This is a genomic window from Sphingomonas sp. FG14 (assembly GCF_057809675.1).
The window spans coordinates 1462145-1480265 of the sequence record NZ_JBMDKK010000001.1 but is presented as its reverse complement, the minus strand read 5'-3'; the positions used below and the strand labels follow the sequence as shown (position 1 = coordinate 1480265).

Sequence of the window (18121 nt, the reverse complement as noted above, 5' to 3'; positions counted from 1 at the left end):
TGGTGTAGCGGCCCATCCTAATATTTGAAGGTGATCGCCGCGCCGATGGTGCGCGGCTGCTGCACGGTGACCTGGTTGATGCCGAGCTGCGTGAAGGCCGCGAGCTGCGCGCGCCTGTCCGTCAGGTTGCGCACGAACAGGTCGATATCGACATGGTCGCTTTCCAGCCCGGCATGGACGTCGAACAGCGAATAGGCGGGCAGAACATAATTGGGAAAGGCCAGGCTCGATCGCGGCGAGCTGTTGCGCGCGCCCACGAAACGCGCGGTGCCGCGCGCCACCGCTTGCCAGCGGCCATCGACCGGGGCGCGATATTCCGCCGAAAGCGATCCGCTCCATCTGGGATTATAGGGCAGGGGATCGCCGACTGCGGCGATGCCCGCCGCCGGGCTGACCCGGGTGATCCGGCTGTCCGAATAGGCGAGCGTGCCCGACAGGCTCAATCCCGCGATCGGCCGCAGCGATGCCGCCGCCTCCACGCCCTGGACGCGCGCATCGCCGGCATTGGCCAGCCCGTTCAATCCGCCCGCGCTGGCGAAGGCGAGGAAATTCTTCCATTCCAGATAATAGCCGGTGACGTCGATCGAACCGCGCCCGCCCCAGAACCTGGTCTTGAGGCCCAGTTCGTAATTGTACGTCTGGTCGGGATCATAGACCGGGGTGAGCCCGGGGACGGGGAAGTTGGGGCCGCCGGGGCGGAAGCCCGTCGCGAAGCGCGCGAAGATCATGCCGTCTTGCGAGAAATGATAGCGCGCGGTCGCCAGATAGGTCGCGACCGTCTTCGCGCCCCTTTGCGCGCCGGTATCGGCCGGCGGCCCGGCGCCCAGGCCGTTGAAGACGAAGAACAGCCGATAGGCATCGGCATTGGCGCCGCCGAGCAAGGTTCGGTTGACCTGCTCGATCCGGCCGACGCGGATGCCGCCGGTCAGGTCGAACGCCGGCGAAAAGGCATAGGTCAGGTTGCCGAAGGCCGAATATTCGGCGAGCCGGGTGGGCACGGTGACCATCAGGGTCGGGTTGATCGCGGACGCCAGCGCGCCATCGGTCGTCCGCGCATTCACCGACTGTTCCTGCCGGCTGCGCTCCCGCGTGTAATAGCCGCCGACCAGCCAGCTCAGCGGGCCGCCGCCTGTCGACGCCAGCCGGACTTCCTGCGTGAACTTCCTGAAATCGTTGTTTGTATCGTTGCTGAGCAGCCCGGGTGCCGGGATCGTCACGCCGCCGAGCAGCGGCAGCACGTTCACAAAGATCAGGTTCAGCGTGCCGCTATTCTGCGGGACGACATGATTGGCGTTCAGATGCTGATAGGATGTGACCGAGGTCAGGCTCCCGAAATCGAGATCATAATCGACCTTGCCGATCGCCAGCCTGGTCCGGCGATTGGTGCCCGGCACCAGATAATCGTTATAGACGAGATCGCTGTCGCGCGGGGTGCGGTCCGCCCCATAGATCACCTGATCCTGCGCATATTGGTTCTGCCGCTGGTAGAAACCCGCCGCGAAGATGCGGAGCCGGTCGGTCGGCCTGAACAGCACGGATCCCTGCACGCCCAGGCTGCGCCAGCGATTCTGGTCGGTGACGCCGGTGATCTCGTTGTCGACGAAGCCCGCGCGGCGATCGTAAAAGCCCGACATGCGCAAGGCCAGCCGATCAGCGACGACCGGCACGCTTACCGCCCCGCGCGCCGACCAGCTTGTGCCGCCGCCTTCGGTGCCGCCCAGCCCGGCGCGCAGAACCGCGTTCGGCGTCTGGAGATCGGGTTCGCGCAAGGTGTAGGAAATCAGCCCGGCCAGCGTGTTGGCGCCATAGACCGTGCCCTGCGGCCCCTTGAGTACCTCCACGCGCTCCAGATCGATCGGATCGAGATCGAGCGAACTCGCGCCTCCGGCCTGGAAGCTCGAACTCGGCCCGATCGGTGCACCATCGACGGTGATGCCCACCGACTGGCCGTAGTCGGCGCCGGTGTTGATGCCCCGGATGACGGGCGTGCCGGTGCTGAAGCCCGCGTTGAACTGCACACCCGGCGTCTGTCCCGCGAAATCGGCCATGCTGGTGATGCCGTTCCTCAGCAGATCGTCGCCGCGGAATGCGCTGATCGCGCCCGCGACGTCCAGGATGCTTTCGGCGCGCTTGTTGGCGGTGACGATGATTTCCCCCGCATCGTCCGCCGGGGTTTCCGCCCGTGTTTCCAACGATTGCTGGGCAAGGCCGGGCGTCGGCGCGAACGGGCACAGGCCGATCACCGATGCTGCGGCCATAAATTTCCGGATCCTGATCATTGGCGCCCTCCCTGCGGCGTTGCGGCGATCTCGCCTGCGAATCAAATTTAATACAACCTACTTTTATTTGCGCAAGCATAAACAGGTTGATCATATTGTATTTCGTGATAGCGATGGCTGATGACCGTTCAGGCACCCATCCGGCGCAGCCATGCCGAGCGCCGCGCGACCACCCGGGCGCGGGTGCTTGCGGCCGCGCGCGACGTGCTGTGCGCACAGGGATATTCGGGCGCGACGATGAACGTGATCCGCGACGCCACGGGCATGAGCATGGGGGCGATCCAGCATCAGTTCCCGACCAAGGCCAGGCTGATGGCGGCGGTGGTGGAGGCGTTCTCCATCCAGCAGAGCCATATCTACATGGCGGCGATCCGGCGGGGCGCAAGCCCCAGGGAAAAGCTGGAGAATCTGATTGATGCCAATCTCGATCTGGTCGGCTCTCCGTACGCCGCAGCCGCACTGGAGGTCCATCTCGCGCGGCGGAACGATCCGGAACTGGAGATGGAGGTGGAGCCCATCGCGCGGCGTTTCGACCGGCGCATGTTCCGCTGGAGCCGCTGCATCCTGCGCGCCGCCGGCATCGATGATGAAGAGGCGACGGGGAGCATGCAGATGCTCAGCAACGCCGTCACCTGCGGCCTGATCGTTGAATATATCCGCAACCCGGACGCAGCGGCGATCGAACGCACCAAGCGGATCTGGCGCGCGCAGATGCTGGCGACGATCTTCGGACCGGAGTAGGGCGCTGCGTCTGAAACCCGACGCTATTTCACCGGCAACAGGTCCCGCCAGCGCCCGTCGAGTGTCGCCTGCGTATTGCCGCGCTTCACGCGCGTGACCAGCGAAAGCCCGCGCAAGGTGACGCTGTGACCGCTGAGCAACCGGCCGGAGATGGTGTAGCCGATATCGTAGATCGCGATATCTTCGTGCGGTTCGCCGTCGACCAGGTAGCGCGTGGTGATGGCGACGGGCAGCCGCTCGTCGCCCCGGCTGTTGTCGGGAAGCTTCGCCGCGTCGCGCGCCTTCTTGAGCGCGCTATCGAACCAGTCGGCCTCGATCCGGGGTTCGCCCGTGGTTTCGGCGGGCGCCGCATCCAGCGCGGTGGGAAAGAGGATCGTCTGGCTCTGCACCGATTGCGCGGCGTCGGCGGGTTTCAGCGCCAGCGTGCCATCCCCGGCATTGGAGGCGATCAGCAGTAATGTCGTGGCGCGGGCGGAGGCCTTTTGCGCATCGACGGTCTTCGTCGCCGCGCTGTCGCGGCGCTCGCTCCAACTGTTCCACAGTGTCAGCCCGGAGATGACGACCGCGATCACCGCCAGCATTTCGCCCAGCGTGATCCAGCGCCGCCGGATCGCCGCGGCTTCGGCGGCGCGCGCCTCCGCCTTTTCGGCGGCCTTGGGGGGCGTCTCCGCTTCGGGCGGAGATGTTGGGTCGGATTGAATGGGATCGTCGCTCACGGCGTGTGTTCCATCATTTGCGGTGCAGGGCGTCAAGCCGCTGCGCGCCGATCACTTCATAGCGGTGATCAGCGGGGAAGGGCGGTTGACGAAGGCGTTGAGCGCGAAGCTGCTCTGGATATGGGCGACGCCCGGCAGCCGGGTGAGCCTCTCGAGGAAATCGCGATAATGATCGAGGTCGCGCACCACCGATCGCAGAAGATAATCGGCGCCGCCCGACATCAGGAATCCGCTCATCACCTCGGGCAGGTCGATCACGCCCGCCTCGAACGCGTCGAGCGTTTCGCGCACCTGTTTTTCGAGCGTCACCGAAACAAAGGCGATCATGCCGCCCGCCAGCCTCTTCTCGTCGAGCTGCGCGAAATAGCCGCTGATATAGCCGGCCTCCTCCAATTGGCGGACGCGCCGGATCGTCGGCGTCAGCGACAGGCCGATCGCTTCGGCCAGGTCGCTCCAGGTGATGCGCCCGTCAGCCGAAAGCGTTCTGAGGATCTTGAGGTCATAGGCGTCGAGCGCTGGCGTTGCCGTCAATGGTCGGTTCCTCTGAAAATGGGGCGAAAGGTGGAGATGTGCGCTGAGTTGGCTGTATATAAAGGCAGATATTACCACAATTATTGATTTTTGTAAAAAATGTCGCTTATCCTCAGCCACCGCCGCTTCGGTTTTGGCGGCTTTTGCCAGGCCATCTCGCCTATATGCGCGAACGACTCTGCCGGCCGCCGGCGTGACAATGTGAAGAGGGACGGAAGCGATGAAGGGATTGAGCGAGCTCCAGACGGCGATCCGCGACACGGTGCGCGCCTTCGCGCAGGAAACGATCCGCCCGCACAGCGCGCGTTTCGAGGCGGAGGGCGGCTATCCGCCGACCCTGTTCGAGGAGATGGCGGGGCTCGGCCTGTGGGGCATGACCGCGCCCGAGGCGTTCGGCGGGGCGGAGGCCGATGCGGTCTCCTATGCGCTGGCGCTGATGGAGATCGCGGCGGCGGACGGGGCGCTTTCCACCATCGTCTCGATCCAGAATTCGATCCTCGTCTCCGGCCTGCTCAAGGATGGCAGTGATGCGCAGAAGGCGCGCTTCCTGCCCGATCTGATCGGCGGGCGGACGATCGGCGCCTTCGCGCTGACCGAGGCGGATGCCGGATCCGACGCCTCGGCCGTGCGCACGCGCGCGGTGAAGGTGGAGGGCGGCTGGCGCATCACCGGCGCCAAGCAGTTCATCACCTCCGGCAGGATCGCCGGCCTCGTCATGATCATCGCGGTGACCGATCCGGAGGCGGGCAAGAAGGGGCTTTCGGCCTTCATCGTGCCGACTGATCGGCCCGGCTATACGGTTGACAAGGTCGAGCACAAGATGGGGCAGGGCGCATCGGACACCTGCGCGTTGCGCTTCGACGACATGTTTGTCGAGGACGACCTGCTGATCGGCGCGCCGGGCCAGGGCTATCGCATCGCGCTCGCCAATCTGGAGACCGGGCGGATCGGCATCGCCGCGCAATGCGTCGGCATGGCGCAGGCGGCGCTCGAGATCGCGGTCGCCTATGCCAAGGATCGCAAGAGCTTCGGCAAGGCGATCATCGAGCACCAGGCGGTGGGTTTCCGCCTGGCGGACCTTGCCGCCCGGCTGGAAGCGGCGCGCCAGCTGGTTCTCCACGCCGCGCGCGTCAAGGACCAGGGCCTGCCCTGCCTGACCGAAGCGTCGATGGCGAAGCTGTTCGCGTCCGAAACCGCCGAGATCGTCGTGTCGGGCGCGCTCCAGACGCTGGGCGGCTATGGCTATCTGGAGGAATATGGCGTGGCCAAGATCTATCGCGACGTGCGTGTCTGCCAGATCTACGAAGGCACGTCGGACATCCAGCGCATGGTGATCGCGCGGAGCCTGTGAGGAAAGGGCGAGGCGGGGGCGGTATGCCCCGCCGCCTCGCCAGCCCGGTCACTTCTTCGCCGATGCTTCCGCCAGCGCCTCGTCGAGCATCTTCACCAGTTCGTCGCGGCTGAGCGCGTAGGCGGGCTGGCTGGCGTTAAGCTGCGCGGTGCGGCCCAATGTGGCGCGCATCACCGCCACGACCGTCTCCTTGCCGGGCGACGCCATGTAGCGCAGGCGCGGCGCGTCGCTGCTCAGGAAGTGATGGACCTGTTCGGCGACCTCGGTCGGATCCTTGCGCTTGGCTTCCGCCTCCTGCACGCCGGTCAGGACCTTCTTCTGCTCGTCGGTGAGTTGCTGGTTCAGTTCATACTTCCCCGTCAGCATTTTCATGACGACCTTTTCGCGCCCGCGCGACTTGAAGGAGCCCGGATCGATGATGCCGACGGTGACGCCCGATGCCGCCAGTTCCTGCGCCAGCGTGTCGGTATAGGCCTCGGTCGCGAACTTGGTCATGCTGTAGGCGCCGCCCGACGGGCCGACGACGAAGCCCGAGAGCGATCCGATGATGGCGGTGCGGCCCTTGCTCTGTTTCAGCAGCGGCACGAAGGCGCGGTTGACGCGCAGCGGCCCCATCACGTTCACATCATGCTGCCACAGCACGTCCTGGTCCGAGACGGCGGTGAGTTCGCCGACGGCGGCGACGCCGGCATTGTTGATCACGCCATAAAGGCCGCGTCCCTGCGCCTCGACGAACTTCACCGCCGCGTCGATATCGGCCTGCCTGGTCACGTCGATCCGCACGGCCGTCACATTGGGCATGGCGTTCAGCGTCTTCAAATCCTCATCCTTGCGGGCACTGCCATAGACATGGAAGCCGCGTGCGGTGAGATATTGCGTGATCGCCAGGCCGATGCCCGAATTGGCGCCGGTGACGAGCACGGCGCGGCGTTTGGCCGCATCCTGCGCCATCGCCGGATATGAAATCGCCAGCGCGGCGAGCGCGGCCAGAAGAAGTTTCAACCGTTGCATATGGCGCCCCTCCAATGTTCTGGTGTCGTCGGCGCGGCCAAAGGCGTTTCGGTCGCTGCCGAGTGCTGCTGTTCTAATACGGTATGGCAGGGGCGTCGACAGGAATTTTCCGATTGGGCGCATGGGGCGCTTGATTGTAGAAATCCGGGGAGGCGGCCGGCGTTCGGTCGATCGCGACATGAGCCGCCGCCCGTCTCGAATTCTGCGCATCCAATTGGGCCGGAGGGCGTTTAGAGCGCAAATGAGGGGGAGAGAGATGCATCGCGCTCTTGAAGACGAACTTGCCCATATTTTCCCCGGCTCGGGCGAGATGGCGCGGATCATGCGGGCGCATGACTGGTCCGCCACCCCGCTCGGCGATCCCAGCCACTGGCCGGATGAGCTGAAGATCCCGCTGCGGATGCTGCTCACCTCGCGCTTCGAGATGTGGCTGGGCTGGGGCCCCGACCTCCATTTCTTCTACAATGACGCCTATATCCCGACGCTGGGGATCAAGCATCCGGCGATGCTCGGCCGGCCGTTTCGCGAAGTCTGGTCCGAGGTCTATGACGAGGTGGCCGACCAGGTCGCGCGCGTGCGCGCCGGCGAGGCGACCTGGAACACGGCGCTGCTGCTGTTGCTGGAGCGCAGCGGCCGGCCCGAGGAAACCTATCACAGCTTTTCCTACAGCCCGCTTTACGATGCCGATGGAGCGGTCGGCGGGCTGCTTTGCGTGGTGAGCGAGGAGACCGCGCGCATCATCAGCGAACGGCGGCTCGAAACGCTGCGCCATCTTGGCGTCTCGCTCGCCGGAGGCGTGGATCGGGCGAGCGTTTGCGCCGCCGTCCACTCGACATTCTCGGCGAACCGCCGCGACTTTCCGTTCGTCGCGCTGCGGATCGCCGGAGAGGATGTGGCCGATGAGGATGCGTCCGTCTTCCGGCAACTGGCCTCCTGCCTGCCCGGCCGGTTCAACGAAGGTGGAGGGATCGTCGCGCTGCCGTCCGGGCGGGAATGGCCGGGCGGCGACTGGGATCGCCCGCCGGGGGACGCGATCGCGATCGCGATACCCGGGCCTGGCGACAAGGCGGAGGCGAACGCGCTCGTGCTCGCGCTCAATCCCTATCGAGGCGACGACCAGGATATTCTCGCCATTGCGCGCCTGATTGCGGCCCAGATCGGCGGCGCGCTCGCCAATATCGCGGCGCTTCAGGCCGAGCGCCGCCGGGCGGACCGCATGTGGAGCGTGTCGCGCGACCTGATGATCGTCATCGACGAAGAGGGCGTCTTCCGCTCGGTCAGCCCCTCATGGACCCGTATCCTCGGGCATCCGGTCGATCAGGTCGTCGGCCGTCATTTCGCCGCGTTCATGCATCCCGACGATATCGCGGCAAGCGAGGGTGCGCTCTCCAGTGCGCTCGGCGACCAGGAACTCACCAGCTACGAGAACCGGCTTCGATCGATCGGCGGCGATTATCATCGGATCGAATGGCATACCTCGTTGGAGGACGGTCTGGTCTACGCCTATGGGCGCGACATCACCGAGAGGCGCCAGGTCGAAGAGGCGCTGAGCGAGAGTGAGGAGCAATTCCGCCATCTCGTTCAGGGCGTGACTGACTATGCGATCTACATGATCGACCTCGAAGGCCATGTCTCGAGCTGGAATGAAGGCGCGCGCCGCATCAAGGGCTATGAGCCCGACGAGATCATCGGCAAGCATTTCTCGTATTTCTACACCGCGGAGGATCGGGCGGCCGGTGAGCCGGCCAGAGCCCTGGAAACGGCGCGACAGGAAGGGCGGTTCCTTGCCGAAGGCTGGCGGATGAGGAAGACCGGCGAGCGGTTCCGCGCCAGCGTCGTGATCGATGCCATTCGCGACGATGAGGGGCGCCCGATCGGGTTCGCCAAGATCACCCGCGACATCACCGAGCGGGAACGGACGCAACGCGAGCTGGAGACCGCGCGCGAGGCGCTGTTCCAATCGCAGAAGATGGACGCGATCGGGCAACTGACCGGCGGGGTCGCGCATGATTTCAACAATCTGCTCATGGCGGTGCTCAGCAGCCTCGAACTGTTGCGCAAACGCCTGCCCGACGATCCCCTGTCGCAACGCCTGCTCGACAATGCCGTGGAAGGCGCACAGCGCGGCGCGACGCTGACCCAGCGCATGCTTGCCTTCGCGCGTCGGCAGGACCTCAAGGTCGATCGCATCGACCTTCCGCAGCTGCTTGCCGGGATGAACGATCTGGTGCAGCGATCGATCGGCCCGGAATGGCCGATATCGACGGGCTTTCCACTCAGGCTTCCCCCGGTGCGGGCCGATGCCAACCAGCTTGAGATGGCGCTGCTCAACCTGATCGTGAACGCGCGCGACGCCATGCCGGCGGGCGGCCCCATCCTGATCTCGGCGACCCGTGAGGATCTGGCGGAAGGCGCCATCGCCAGGCTTGCGGCGGGCAGCTATGTGCGCCTGGTGGTCAAGGATCAGGGCAGCGGCATGGACGCCGAGACGCTGCGGCGCGCGACCGAGCCGTTCTTCACGACGAAGGGCGTCGGCAAGGGAACCGGGCTGGGCCTGCCCATGGTGCATGGCATGGCGCAGCAGATCGGCGGGACATTCGAACTGCAGAGCAGGGCGGGGGAGGGCACCGGCGCCATAATCTGGCTGCCCGTCGAGCATGAAGAGCCCGTAGCGGCGGTCCCTGAAATTGAGGAGAGCCGGCCCGAGGTGCGGCGCCTGACGATCCTTGCGGTCGACGACGACGCGCTCGTGCTCATCAACACCGCCGCGCTGCTGGAGGACCTGGGGCATGAGGTGATCGAAGCCGAGTCCGCCGTGATTGCGTTGGATGTGTTTCGTTCGCGGGAGGATATCGACCTGGTCGTCACCGATCAGGCGATGCCGGGCATGACGGGCGTGGACCTGATCGCCGCCCTCGACGATATCAGGCCGGATACGCCGACGATCATCGCCAGCGGCTATGGCGAAGGCGTCGAAATGCCCGGCCGCGAAGTCGTCCGCCTCAGCAAGCCCTTCAACCAGGTCCGTCTGGCGAAGGCCATCGCGGAGGTCATGGAAAGCGAGGCCGCGGCGCCCCTGTCATAGACGGGCTTCGCCGCGGAAAACCTGTTTCCGCCTTTCCGCACGATGCTCTAGCGCCGATGATGCTCCGCAATCTGCTCCTTCGTCAGCCGCAGGAAACGCGCGGCATTGTCGTAGAATATATTGCGTTTCTGCCGCGCGCTCAGGAACGGCGCATCCTCGATCGTCCGGACCGCCGGCCCGATCACGCCCGGCCAGATCATCTGGTCCGATCCGAACATGATGCGGTCGCCATAGCCCGCATCCACCAGTTCGCGCAGATAAGCGTAAAAGGCGGGGCGCGGCTCGGTATAGACGATCGAGCCGATATCGACATAGACCTGTGGATAGCTGAACATCAGCGCGCGCATCCGCTCGGCCATCGGATAGCCGGCGTGCATCACCGAGATCCGAAGCTTCGGATGGCGGAGCAATACGGGCTCCAGCAGCAAGGGGTCCCCCAAGTTCCACCCGATAGCCGCCCTCCGCATAGGGCTGGCCGGGTTCGCCCGGCCCCATATGGATGGCGACCGGCACATCCAGTTCCTCCGCGAGCGCCCATAGTGGTTCCATGCGGGGATCGTCCGGGCGGACGCCCTCATATTGCGCCATGATCTCGCCGATCATCGTCAGCCGCCCCTGTGCGTGAAGGCGGCGAAGGTCGTCCGTGGCACGGGCACCGACATGAAGTTGGCCGGGGGTGCCGGGCAACCGGTAATCGACCGCCGGCATGATGCGTTTCGGCTCGGCAGTGTGCCATCGGGCGACCATTGTGGGTTCGCCGCTGACCACGCCGTGGATGTTGAAGTGGTTCATGGCCGCGATCGTGTCGCTCATCACCAATGCGTCGGTGGTGGCCGCCGGAATGGGATGCTCGCATGGTGGCACGTCGAAGGCTATCCCTTTGCAGACGCCGTCCTTTGGATCGGATCTCGGCATGAGTTCGAACGGGGCGCACATCGGCGGGGGCGCGTCTCCCGCATAATGAGCCGCACGAGCATGGAGATGCATGTCGATTATCGGCTCTCCGGCGCGCTGCGCCCTGGCCGGAGCGGCAGTGAGCAGCAAGCAAATGACAAGCCATCGGTGCATCGCCACCCCCGCACCCCCGAGCGCAGCCTGACACCCCTCCGCGATGTTCGCAACCGGGCATGGAGTGCGGCTCAGTGGATGAAGACACTGATCCCAGACTATGTCATCCCTGCCATGGATGAAGGGGCGGCCGGATCGCGCTAGGGCGCGTCACCCGTCTTCGGCATGCGTTCGTCCAGCCGCATCAGCGGGCGCGAGAACAGGCTGGCGACGCAAAGCAACGCGCCGAGCAGGCCCGAGCCCACGAACAGCCAGCGGACACCGAGCGCCTCACCTACCGGTGTCGCGATGGCGAGGCCGATAGGCGCTCCCAGGCCCATCAGCATGTTGAGCAATGCGAACACGCGGCCCTGGAACTGATTGGGCACGATCGCCTGGAGGACGGCCGCCATCGGCGCGTTGCCGACGACCATCGCGACACAGGCGGCAGCCCAGAAGACGACGCCGATCCAGAAAAGATGGCCAGGCACCAGCCCTGTCGCCATCAGCGCCAGGTTCGCCGCGATCAGCGCACCGATGGCGCGGCGCATCGCGCGGCGCGGCACAAGCACCGCCGCGGCCACGCCGCCCAGGATCATGCCGATGCCCGCCACGCTTTCCAGTATCGCCACCTGCGGCGCGCCGCCGCCGAAATGCGCCTTGATCAGCAGTGGCACCAATGTGGAGGCCGGCATCAGCAACAGCACGACGGCGGCGACGAGCCCGTAGAGGTTGCGCAGGCCCGTGTCGTGCCACACCAGCACCACGCCCTCGGTGAATTCGCGCCACAGGCTGGCGCGTTCCCCGGCGGAGGTGAATTGCTGGGGCACCGCGAAGATCAGCAGCGGCACGATGCCGAGCACGGCGGTGATCACGTCGATGCCCAGTGCCCAGCCGATCGGCATCACGCTGATGGCCAGCGCGCCGAGCGGGGCGGCGGCGATCGTCACCACACCCATCATCATCTGGCTGAGCCCCGATGCACGGAGCAGGAAGCCGCCCGGCACCAGCATCGCCACGCTGGCGGCGGCGGCGGGCATCTGGAACGCCTGCGCCGCGCTGCGCACGAACATCGCGGCATAGACATGCCAGAGCTCTATCCTGTCGCTTGCGAACAGCCAGATCAGCACCGCCATGCAGAGCGCGGTGACGAGATCGGCGACGATCATCAACATCCGGCGGCTGTAGCGATCGGCCAGCGTGCCGCCGATCGGCGCGAGCAGTGCCTGTGGCGCCAGCGCCGCCACCCCCGCCATGGCGAGCGCCGCGACGCTGCCCGTGGTATCGGTGATCCACCAGATCAGCACGAACTGGGTGAGCGCCGATCCGATCAGCGACAGCGACTGTCCACCGAAGATCGAGAAATAGCGCAGCTTCCAGCCTGCGCCGGGATGATAAGCAGGCGGCGTCGCGTCGGGATCGGCGGCAATGTCGGTCATCATGCCCTGTCGTGAGAGATTGGCCCCGCGCGCCTGTTATCATGAATCGGGCGGCGCGCATCCCCGTCGATGGCTGAAATAGCGCTATCTTGGATGCAGCCGCGCGAGCGCGATCCCGGCGAGATTCTGTGTCCGCTTCGCATGACGGATGCGCAGCCGGCCGGCATCGGGCACCAGTGCCCGGAAGGCGTGCAGATGCGCCAGCCCGGCGCCACGGCAGCGGGTCTTGCCACTGGCCTGGTCAATGATGTCGGCGGCATCGCCGAGCAGCAGGATGTCGTCAAGGGCAAGCGAACGGGCGACGCGCAACGCCTCGATCAGCGCCAGCCATTCGGCATCGGCACGGGTGCCGTGGCCCAGATCGCGCTGCACGAGTGCGCGCCCGCCTGCGACGATCGCGATCTCCATCGTACCCGGATTGGGGCGGCAGCCGCCGTCGAAGAAGATCTTCATGCGCCCCGGAGATCGATCCGCATCACCGCGCGGCGCGGTGTCGGCCGGCTCACCTGGATGAAACCGGCGGCGGCGAAAATGCTATGGCTGCCGACATGAAGCTCGCCCCAAGGAATGTCTCGGCCGGGTTCGGTGATCATCGGATAGCCTTCGATCGCATGCGCGCCGCGATCGCGCGCGAAATCGATCGCCGCGCGAACTAGGGCGCGACTGATTCCGCGCCGTCGATAGCCGGCCCGGATGTGAAAACAGGTGATCGCCCAGATGCCGGCATCGCTCCGATCCTCGTCGCGGTCGATCCAGGGCACGCGATAGACGCGCAGCAGCCCGGCATAGGCGGGGCGGGGCTCGACCGCGCACCAGCCGGCCGGCTCGCCATCCAGCCAGGCGACAAGACCGCTGGTCTCGCGTGCGTGCGTCTGTCCGCAACGGGTTTGCCGGCTGAGTCGCTCGGCGCGTTCGGCAACCGGCACCGCGCCAAAGGACTCTCCGGGTGCCAACTTGTAGCGCTGGCACTGGCATTTATATGCTTCGCCGCGTGCGCCGAAAATCGCGTCCAGTTCGTCGCGGCGCGCCAGATTTGCGGGCTGGATGGCAATCATCGGCTCCGTCCTCATCCGGCTGCACCTGTTTGGTGCAACCGTCTGGCAGGGATGCCTGCGACTGTCGTACCCGGTGCGACATCGGCGGTGACGATGGCGCCTGCGCCAACGATCGCGCCATCGCCGACCCGCAGCCCGGGCAATATGGCGGCGTTCAGCCCGACAAGGACATCGTCGCCGATCAGCACCGTGCCGCCGATCCGCGCCGACGGACCGACGATCGATCCAGCGAGCAGCATCGCCCCCGCGCCGATCGTGGCGCTGGGGGAGATGATCGCCGCCGGATGGACCACGGTGAGCAGCCTCGCGCCCAGCGCTTCCAGGCGATCGGCTGTCGACCGGCGCAACGCGTTCGATCCGCAGGCGACGACAAGGCCGTAACCGTCCACTGCCAGCCTCGCCAGTGCGTCCGGCCCACCCAGATATGGACAATCGAGCACTGACGGCGGTGGCGACGGTTCGACAGTGACGAAACCGGCGATCGCCATGCCCGAAAGCCGGGCGGCTTCGTAGACGACCTTGGCATGCTGTCCGCTCATGCCTGCGGCAATGACCAATTGCATCGAGACTCCGCCAGCCGCAGTTGCGCTCTGGCGGGATGGTAGCGGGCGATGGTCCGGCAATCGGCAAAGCTGCCGGTGCCTGCATTCAACGATTGTCTATGGGCGAACCAAGAGCAGCGCGGCGATCCTGTCCCGCCACAGTTCCGCCTCGGCACGGTCGGCGAAGCAGGCCATGGTCAGCGCCCCGCCGGTGGGCAGCTTCAGGGTGAGGATGGGATAGGGACCATCTTCCGAGCTTTCGCGCATGCGGACATCCGGTGCGCCCAGTTGCGCGAGCGGATAGCAATCGCGGCGATTGACGATCGGGCCGCGCAGGATGCGCACCGCCTGGCCGGTGCGGCCGTCCAGCCGCAGCTCGGTCGCGCTGGCGAAGGCGACGACCAGGAAGAACAGGCCGACCGAAACCGCGAAGGCGATGCATGCGGCCGCCAGCAGCAATGTGGGGGAGAAGCTGGCCCAGTCGGCATGGATCAGGAAGGGCGCCGGCACGACGATCGTCAGTCCCGCCGCCAGCACGAGGATGAACAGCCTGAGCGGCAGGTTCAGCGGCCGCTCGCGATAGATGATCGCATCCTTTTCCTGCACCAGCATGCGGTCATTCTGCCGATGATTTCTTTCCAGAGCGATAAGGGGCGATATCGCCGGGATGCTGACCCGGTCGCGTCGTTCAGCCCGCGCCGTTTTGCCGCGCGACGAACGCGTATGCCCGTTCGCAGGAACTCGCTTCTTGCATGGCCTCGACATCCGACTGGGTCGCGGGCGCGAATTCGGCATCGGTCAGCCACGAATTCCCGACCGAGATCATGGTGACGGGTTGCAGATAAGGCAGGATCGCGTCTTCGGTCTCGGTCGGCAAGAAGCCGGTGTTTTCCGCGCAAGCGGTCCGAACGATGCTCCGGATAAGTGCACAATCGACGACGGGGCGAAAGGAATAGGCGCGATTTATGCCGTCATCGGATTCGGCGAGAACCTTGAAGGCAAGAACCTCTCGTTCGTTCCTGACCGCGAGCCCGCTTTCCGGACCATCGTAGAAATCCCAGGCAAAGACGTGTTCGAAGGGCTTCTCCATGCGTAGATTTGTAGCCCCGTTTGAGGGAGGGGAACAGGGCGCCGTGATCCGATGCACCCAAGGCGGCTTGCGTTGCGACCCGCCCGCTGCTTCCATCGTCGGCATGAACCCCGCATCCACGATCATTCCCGCCGCACCGGCCGGCTGGTTCGACCATGACTGGTTCCTGTTGTCGGACGGTGCGCTGGCGGTGCTGCGCACGGATCGCGATATCCGGGCCGCGCATGCGGCATGGTGGCGGCGGACCCAATCGGGCGAGGATGCCGGCCCGTATCGCGATCCCTCGATCGGTGCGGCGGCGAAGCTGTTCGTGCTGGCGCGCGACGGCAGCTGGGAAAAAAATCCCGTCGCGATCGACCTGCCCGAATTCGCCTATCCCGAGATCGATCGATTTGGCGACGGGCGCTGGGTCGTGGTCTCGGCGCGTGCCGGCGCGCGCGACGTCAACGCCCGGATCCTGGCCCCCGACGGGCAGATGCTGCACGGTTTCGCGGCGGGTGACGGGATCGAACATATCCGGTGCGCGCCGGACGGAACGATCTGGATCGGCTATTTCGACGAAGGCATATTCGGCGATACGCTTGCGCAGGGCGGACTGGTCCGTTTCGATGCGCGGGGCAAGCCGCTCTGGTCGTATAACGATGAAAGCCGGGGCGCGACCGCGTCGATCGCCGATTGCTATGCGCTGACGCTGGACGGCGATGCGCTCTGGGCCTGCTTCTACACCGATTTTCCGATTGTACGCATCGCCGATGGCAAGGAGAGCCTGTGGCACGGATCGGCGAGCGGTGTTCGTGCGCTCGCAATGGATGGCGACCATGTTCTGCTTGCCGGCGGATATGGGCGCGAACAGAGTCGCTTGACGCTTGTGAGATTGTCCAGCGCGAAACTGTCCGGTGGCACCGCGCAGACCATCGGCGCGCTCGATTTCGACAGTCTCGACGATGCCGCGCTGGTCCAGGGGCGGGGCGGCACCATCCATGTCGTGAAGGGGGATCGCTGGCACCGGATCACCGTCGGCGGGATACGGGCTGAGCTGAACCGATAAAGGGTGAGTGCGCCACCGCAGAACCGGGCGCGTGGTGAAGAAAAAAAGCGCCGGCGGAAAACCCGCCAGCGCTTGAGTGTCGGGCCGGCCGGAGCCGGCCCGTGATCAGAAGCTGACGCCCACACCCACCAGTCCCTGGTGGCGGCTGACATCGGCTTCATAGTTGGAGTAGCGATACTCGACCTTGCCGTAGAGCTTGTCCGAGATGCCGAACTGATATCCGGCACCGGCGCGGAAGCCGTCCAGGTTGGTGCTGTCACGCGTCTTGAGCGTACCGCTGCGCAAGGTCGCGGTGGCACGCGCGTTGGTGTATCCGCCCAGCAGGTAAAGCTTGCTGGTTTCGCTCAGATTATAGCCCACGCGGAAGACCGCGCTCAGGTCGCGTCCGGCGCTCACACAGGCGCGATCGCTGCCCGCGGTCACGCATTCCTTGGTGGTCGAGTCATCAAAGCTCGCCTCGACACCGAGGGACATGTTCGAAGCGACATTCTTGTCGTATCCGATGGCCACGCCATAGGCGACGCCGTCGCCGGACTCGCCCGCGATGCTGACATTGTCGTAACCGCCATGGACCTCGGCGCGCAGGCCTTCCGCGCGAGCGGCGGGCGCGACGACGACGGCCGCCAGAGCGGCGGTTGCGAACAGTACAGATTTCATTGGTTTTCCTTCGTGGTTCGAGCGTTCCACGCTGAACGGTGGCGCTCTGCTTTCGTGGCTGCATTTTCCGAGCCGTTGACCCTATGCGATCAACCTGAAAATGCTCTCTATGGGGTCAGCCGTCCCAGTCACCTGACGCGAGCCATGTAGGCGTGGCGCATTCGGCTTGCCATGGATTTGTAACAAAAATCCGGCGCATCGCCGCCAACTATTGCAATTGTGCAACAGTCTTGAAGTGTGCCGTCAGGGCAGGGCGGGCGCCGGAGTGCTTATGCAAGTTCTGACGGCATATGAGCCAAATGGCGATCGGGCACGCTTGTTTGCTTTCCTGAATCCCTATTTGCCGATTGTCCGATATTCGATCGGCGGATTTTTTTCGATCTTGCGCTTGAACGATACGATCTGCGACTTATCGCGCGGGCGCAATTCGCATCATGCGAGGGCACCGAGCTGTTGCAGCGGCCAGGGGCCAAGGCTGGCGCGCGCGGCGCGATGGCGCCAATGCAGCGCGACGAGCTGCACCGCCTGCGCGCCCATGGGCAGCGGCACCGTCAGGCTGAAACTCTCCCCGGGGGCGAGCTGGTTGGCATGGGCGCTGGCGCGACCCAGAATATGTCCGTCGCGATCGAGGAACCGCACCGCGACCGCGACGTCGCGATAGAGCCTGCCCGCACGGTTGGTGAAGGCGCCGATCCAGAGCGGCGCGCCGTCGGGGCCGAAGGCGAGGCGGTTGCGGGTGAGCGCGATGCGATCGCCGGCCCGGCCCGGTCCGGCAGTCAGGGCGAGCAATGCCGCAATGGCGGCCGCCGCGATCACCGCGCCGCCGATCGACGCCGCATGCGGCTTGTGACGCATCAGCCTGGATATCATGCCGCTCTCCTCCGCCTGGTGCGAGCGATACGATGACGGGTTGCAGCCTTGATGCCGCCGGCAAGGAGAAACGATGCAGGCAAAAGAAACCCCGGCCCGAGTGGTTGGGCCGGGGCCGGGGCGCTCATGGGAGCACGAGCGCCACGTCAGTCAAAGGGGGCATTGTATCTACGCGCGAGGCGCCATCATGTTTCCATGACATTGCAATGAAATTGCGGGGCGTGCGTCAGGCCAGCCAGCCGCTCCGCCGTGCGTGGATCGCCAGCCAGGCGAGCAGCACCGCGCCCGCGCTCACCATCACCGGCACGGCAAGGCCGAAGGACGCCAGCGCGCCGCTCAGGAAGATGATCCAGCCCTCCAATATCAGCAGCGCGACGAGCGAGATGATCAGCATGGGCACTGACCAGCGTTGCCGAAGCAACAGACCCAAACTGCCGATCAACCCAGTAAAGGTCCCGATCGCGAAGGCGCCCATGATCCAGGCTGGGATCGAGGTGGCCGCAGCGCGGTCCGCTTCGCTCAGGCCGGTGGTGGGGTCGCCGAAGACGCCGACGGAACTGAGATACATGACGACGCCAAAGGCGTTCCAGAGCACGGCAAGCAGCGCGGCCGGCCGGAACCAGCGGGGAAGGGAAGCGGATGACGCGGTGACCATGGCT

19 protein-coding genes and 1 pseudogene are annotated in these 18121 nt (G+C 65.6%); 5 read left to right on the top strand and 15 right to left on the bottom strand.

Features of this window, described 5'->3' with window-relative positions; all coding sequences use genetic code 11:
• Nucleotides 1-17 precede the first annotated feature (17 nt).
• Nucleotides 18-2258 (bottom strand): TonB-dependent receptor, encoded by a 2241-nt coding sequence (locus ACODTA_RS07000; protein ID WP_489065112.1) that lies wholly within the window; start codon nucleotides 2256-2258, stop codon nucleotides 18-20.
• A gap of 141 nt (nucleotides 2259-2399) precedes the next feature.
• On the opposite strand from ACODTA_RS07000, the gene ACODTA_RS06995 reads away from it, so the two are divergent.
• Nucleotides 2400-3020, top strand: a complete 621-nt coding sequence (locus tag ACODTA_RS06995; RefSeq protein ID WP_489065110.1) for a TetR/AcrR family transcriptional regulator — start codon at nucleotides 2400-2402, stop codon at nucleotides 3018-3020.
• A 23-nt stretch (nucleotides 3021-3043) separates the two neighbouring features.
• On the opposite strand, the gene ACODTA_RS06990 is transcribed toward ACODTA_RS06995, so the two are convergent.
• Both ACODTA_RS06990 and ACODTA_RS06985 read right to left on the bottom strand, forming a co-directional pair.
• Nucleotides 3044-3736: a hypothetical protein gene (locus ACODTA_RS06990; protein ID WP_489065109.1), complete on the bottom strand. Its 693-nt coding sequence runs from the start codon at nucleotides 3734-3736 to the stop codon at nucleotides 3044-3046.
• 51 nt (nucleotides 3737-3787) lie between these two features.
• The gene (locus tag ACODTA_RS06985; RefSeq protein WP_489065107.1) at nucleotides 3788-4267 is read right to left on the bottom strand and encodes an Lrp/AsnC family transcriptional regulator; all 480 of its coding nucleotides are present in this window, start codon (nucleotides 4265-4267) and stop codon (nucleotides 3788-3790) included.
• Nucleotides 4268-4487: 220 nt separating this feature from the next.
• Between ACODTA_RS06985 and ACODTA_RS06980 the strand changes: the two genes are divergently transcribed.
• Nucleotides 4488-5618 (top strand): acyl-CoA dehydrogenase family protein, encoded by a 1131-nt coding sequence (locus ACODTA_RS06980; RefSeq protein WP_489065106.1) that lies wholly within the window; start codon nucleotides 4488-4490, stop codon nucleotides 5616-5618.
• Nucleotides 5619-5666: 48 nt separating this feature from the next.
• Here ACODTA_RS06980 and ACODTA_RS06975 read toward each other — a convergent pair whose 3' ends face one another.
• A complete protein-coding gene (locus ACODTA_RS06975; protein WP_489065104.1) occupies nucleotides 5667-6629 on the bottom strand; it encodes an SDR family NAD(P)-dependent oxidoreductase in 963 nt (320 codons plus the stop codon).
• A gap of 256 nt (nucleotides 6630-6885) precedes the next feature.
• On the opposite strand from ACODTA_RS06975, the gene ACODTA_RS06970 reads away from it, so the two are divergent.
• Nucleotides 6886-9714, top strand: a complete 2829-nt coding sequence (locus ACODTA_RS06970) for a PAS domain S-box protein (protein ID WP_489065102.1) — start codon at nucleotides 6886-6888, stop codon at nucleotides 9712-9714.
• Nucleotides 9715-9761: 47 nt separating this feature from the next.
• On the opposite strand, the gene ACODTA_RS06965 is transcribed toward ACODTA_RS06970, so the two are convergent.
• Together ACODTA_RS06965 and ACODTA_RS06960 are read right to left on the bottom strand one after the other, a co-directional pair.
• Entirely contained in the window at nucleotides 9762-10181 is a 420-nt protein-coding gene (locus ACODTA_RS06965; RefSeq protein ID WP_489065100.1) for an amidohydrolase family protein, read from the bottom strand.
• 67 nt (nucleotides 10182-10248) lie between these two features.
• Nucleotides 10249-10650 (bottom strand): annotated as a pseudogene (locus ACODTA_RS06960) (hypothetical protein); the annotation flags it as partial.
• Between the two features lie 39 nt (nucleotides 10651-10689).
• Between ACODTA_RS06960 and ACODTA_RS06955 the strand changes: the two are divergent.
• Nucleotides 10690-10926, top strand: coding sequence for a hypothetical protein (locus ACODTA_RS06955; protein ID WP_489065098.1), 237 nt, complete (start codon nucleotides 10690-10692; stop codon nucleotides 10924-10926).
• Here ACODTA_RS06955 and ACODTA_RS06950 read toward each other — a convergent pair.
• From ACODTA_RS06950 to ACODTA_RS06925, 6 genes are all read right to left on the bottom strand, one after another.
• Nucleotides 10923-12200, bottom strand: coding sequence for an MFS transporter (locus ACODTA_RS06950; protein ID WP_489065096.1), 1278 nt, complete (start codon nucleotides 12198-12200; stop codon nucleotides 10923-10925). The two genes, ACODTA_RS06955 and ACODTA_RS06950, sit on opposite strands and share 4 nt — an antisense overlap.
• A gap of 84 nt (nucleotides 12201-12284) precedes the next feature.
• Nucleotides 12285-12653 (bottom strand): reverse transcriptase-like protein, encoded by a 369-nt coding sequence (locus ACODTA_RS06945; RefSeq protein WP_489065094.1) that lies wholly within the window; start codon nucleotides 12651-12653, stop codon nucleotides 12285-12287.
• Nucleotides 12650-13255 carry a GNAT family N-acetyltransferase gene (locus ACODTA_RS06940; protein WP_489065092.1) on the bottom strand — a complete coding sequence of 202 codons (606 nt, stop codon included), beginning with the start codon at nucleotides 13253-13255 and terminating at the stop codon, nucleotides 12650-12652. Before ACODTA_RS06940 ends, ACODTA_RS06945 begins: the two co-directional genes overlap by 4 nt.
• An 11-nt stretch (nucleotides 13256-13266) precedes the next feature.
• A complete protein-coding gene (locus ACODTA_RS06935; RefSeq protein WP_489065090.1) occupies nucleotides 13267-13794 on the bottom strand; it encodes a DapH/DapD/GlmU-related protein in 528 nt (175 codons plus the stop codon).
• Between the two features lie 120 nt (nucleotides 13795-13914).
• Nucleotides 13915-14409 carry a hypothetical protein gene (locus ACODTA_RS06930; protein WP_489065088.1) on the bottom strand — a complete coding sequence of 165 codons (495 nt, stop codon included), beginning with the start codon at nucleotides 14407-14409 and terminating at the stop codon, nucleotides 13915-13917.
• A 76-nt stretch (nucleotides 14410-14485) separates the two neighbouring features.
• Nucleotides 14486-14983, bottom strand: coding sequence for a hypothetical protein (locus ACODTA_RS06925; RefSeq protein ID WP_489065086.1), 498 nt, complete (start codon nucleotides 14981-14983; stop codon nucleotides 14486-14488).
• 7 nt (nucleotides 14984-14990) lie between these two features.
• Between ACODTA_RS06925 and ACODTA_RS06920 the strand changes: the two genes are divergently transcribed.
• Nucleotides 14991-15935: a hypothetical protein gene (locus ACODTA_RS06920; protein WP_489065084.1), complete on the top strand. Its 945-nt coding sequence runs from the start codon at nucleotides 14991-14993 to the stop codon at nucleotides 15933-15935.
• A 105-nt stretch (nucleotides 15936-16040) separates the two neighbouring features.
• Here ACODTA_RS06920 and ACODTA_RS06915 read toward each other — a convergent pair whose 3' ends face one another.
• The 3 genes from ACODTA_RS06915 to ACODTA_RS06905 form a co-directional block, all read right to left on the bottom strand.
• Nucleotides 16041-16592, bottom strand: a complete 552-nt coding sequence (locus ACODTA_RS06915; RefSeq protein ID WP_489065081.1) for an outer membrane protein — start codon at nucleotides 16590-16592, stop codon at nucleotides 16041-16043.
• Between the two features lie 432 nt (nucleotides 16593-17024).
• Entirely contained in the window at nucleotides 17025-17462 is a 438-nt protein-coding gene (locus ACODTA_RS06910) for an FxLYD domain-containing protein (RefSeq protein ID WP_489065079.1), read from the bottom strand.
• A gap of 226 nt (nucleotides 17463-17688) precedes the next feature.
• Entirely contained in the window at nucleotides 17689-18117 is a 429-nt protein-coding gene (locus ACODTA_RS06905; protein WP_489065077.1) for a hypothetical protein, read from the bottom strand.
• Between the last annotated feature and the right edge of the window lie 4 nt (nucleotides 18118-18121).

Bases quoted from the DNA above. Each gene is read 5' to 3' on its own strand.
- ACODTA_RS07000 (WP_489065112.1), bottom strand. From the start codon at position 2,258: ATGGCCGCAGCATCGGTGATCGGCCTGTGCCCGTTCGCGCCGACGCCC.
- ACODTA_RS06995 (WP_489065110.1), top strand. From the start codon at position 2,400: ATGACCGTTCAGGCACCCATCCGGCGCAGCCATGCCGAGCGCCGCGCG.
- ACODTA_RS06980 (WP_489065106.1), top strand. From the start codon at position 4,488: ATGAAGGGATTGAGCGAGCTCCAGACGGCGATCCGCGACACGGTGCGC.
- ACODTA_RS06975 (WP_489065104.1), bottom strand. From the start codon at position 6,629: ATGCAACGGTTGAAACTTCTTCTGGCCGCGCTCGCCGCGCTGGCGATT.
- ACODTA_RS06970 (WP_489065102.1), top strand. From the start codon at position 6,886: ATGCATCGCGCTCTTGAAGACGAACTTGCCCATATTTTCCCCGGCTCG.
- ACODTA_RS06965 (WP_489065100.1), bottom strand. From the start codon at position 10,181: ATGCGGAGGGCGGCTATCGGGTGGAACTTGGGGGACCCCTTGCTGCTG.
- ACODTA_RS06955 (WP_489065098.1), top strand. From the start codon at position 10,690: ATGGAGATGCATGTCGATTATCGGCTCTCCGGCGCGCTGCGCCCTGGC.
- ACODTA_RS06950 (WP_489065096.1), bottom strand. From the start codon at position 12,200: ATGACCGACATTGCCGCCGATCCCGACGCGACGCCGCCTGCTTATCAT.
- ACODTA_RS06945 (WP_489065094.1), bottom strand. From the start codon at position 12,653: ATGAAGATCTTCTTCGACGGCGGCTGCCGCCCCAATCCGGGTACGATG.
- ACODTA_RS06940 (WP_489065092.1), bottom strand. From the start codon at position 13,255: ATGATTGCCATCCAGCCCGCAAATCTGGCGCGCCGCGACGAACTGGAC.
- ACODTA_RS06935 (WP_489065090.1), bottom strand. From the start codon at position 13,794: ATGAGCGGACAGCATGCCAAGGTCGTCTACGAAGCCGCCCGGCTTTCG.
- ACODTA_RS06930 (WP_489065088.1), bottom strand. From the start codon at position 14,409: ATGCTGGTGCAGGAAAAGGATGCGATCATCTATCGCGAGCGGCCGCTG.
- ACODTA_RS06925 (WP_489065086.1), bottom strand. From the start codon at position 14,983: ATGGAAGCAGCGGGCGGGTCGCAACGCAAGCCGCCTTGGGTGCATCGG.
- ACODTA_RS06920 (WP_489065084.1), top strand. From the start codon at position 14,991: ATGAACCCCGCATCCACGATCATTCCCGCCGCACCGGCCGGCTGGTTC.
- ACODTA_RS06915 (WP_489065081.1), bottom strand. From the start codon at position 16,592: ATGAAATCTGTACTGTTCGCAACCGCCGCTCTGGCGGCCGTCGTCGTC.
- ACODTA_RS06910 (WP_489065079.1), bottom strand. From the start codon at position 17,462: ATGATATCCAGGCTGATGCGTCACAAGCCGCATGCGGCGTCGATCGGC.
- ACODTA_RS06905 (WP_489065077.1), bottom strand. From the start codon at position 18,117: ATGGTCACCGCGTCATCCGCTTCCCTTCCCCGCTGGTTCCGGCCGGCC.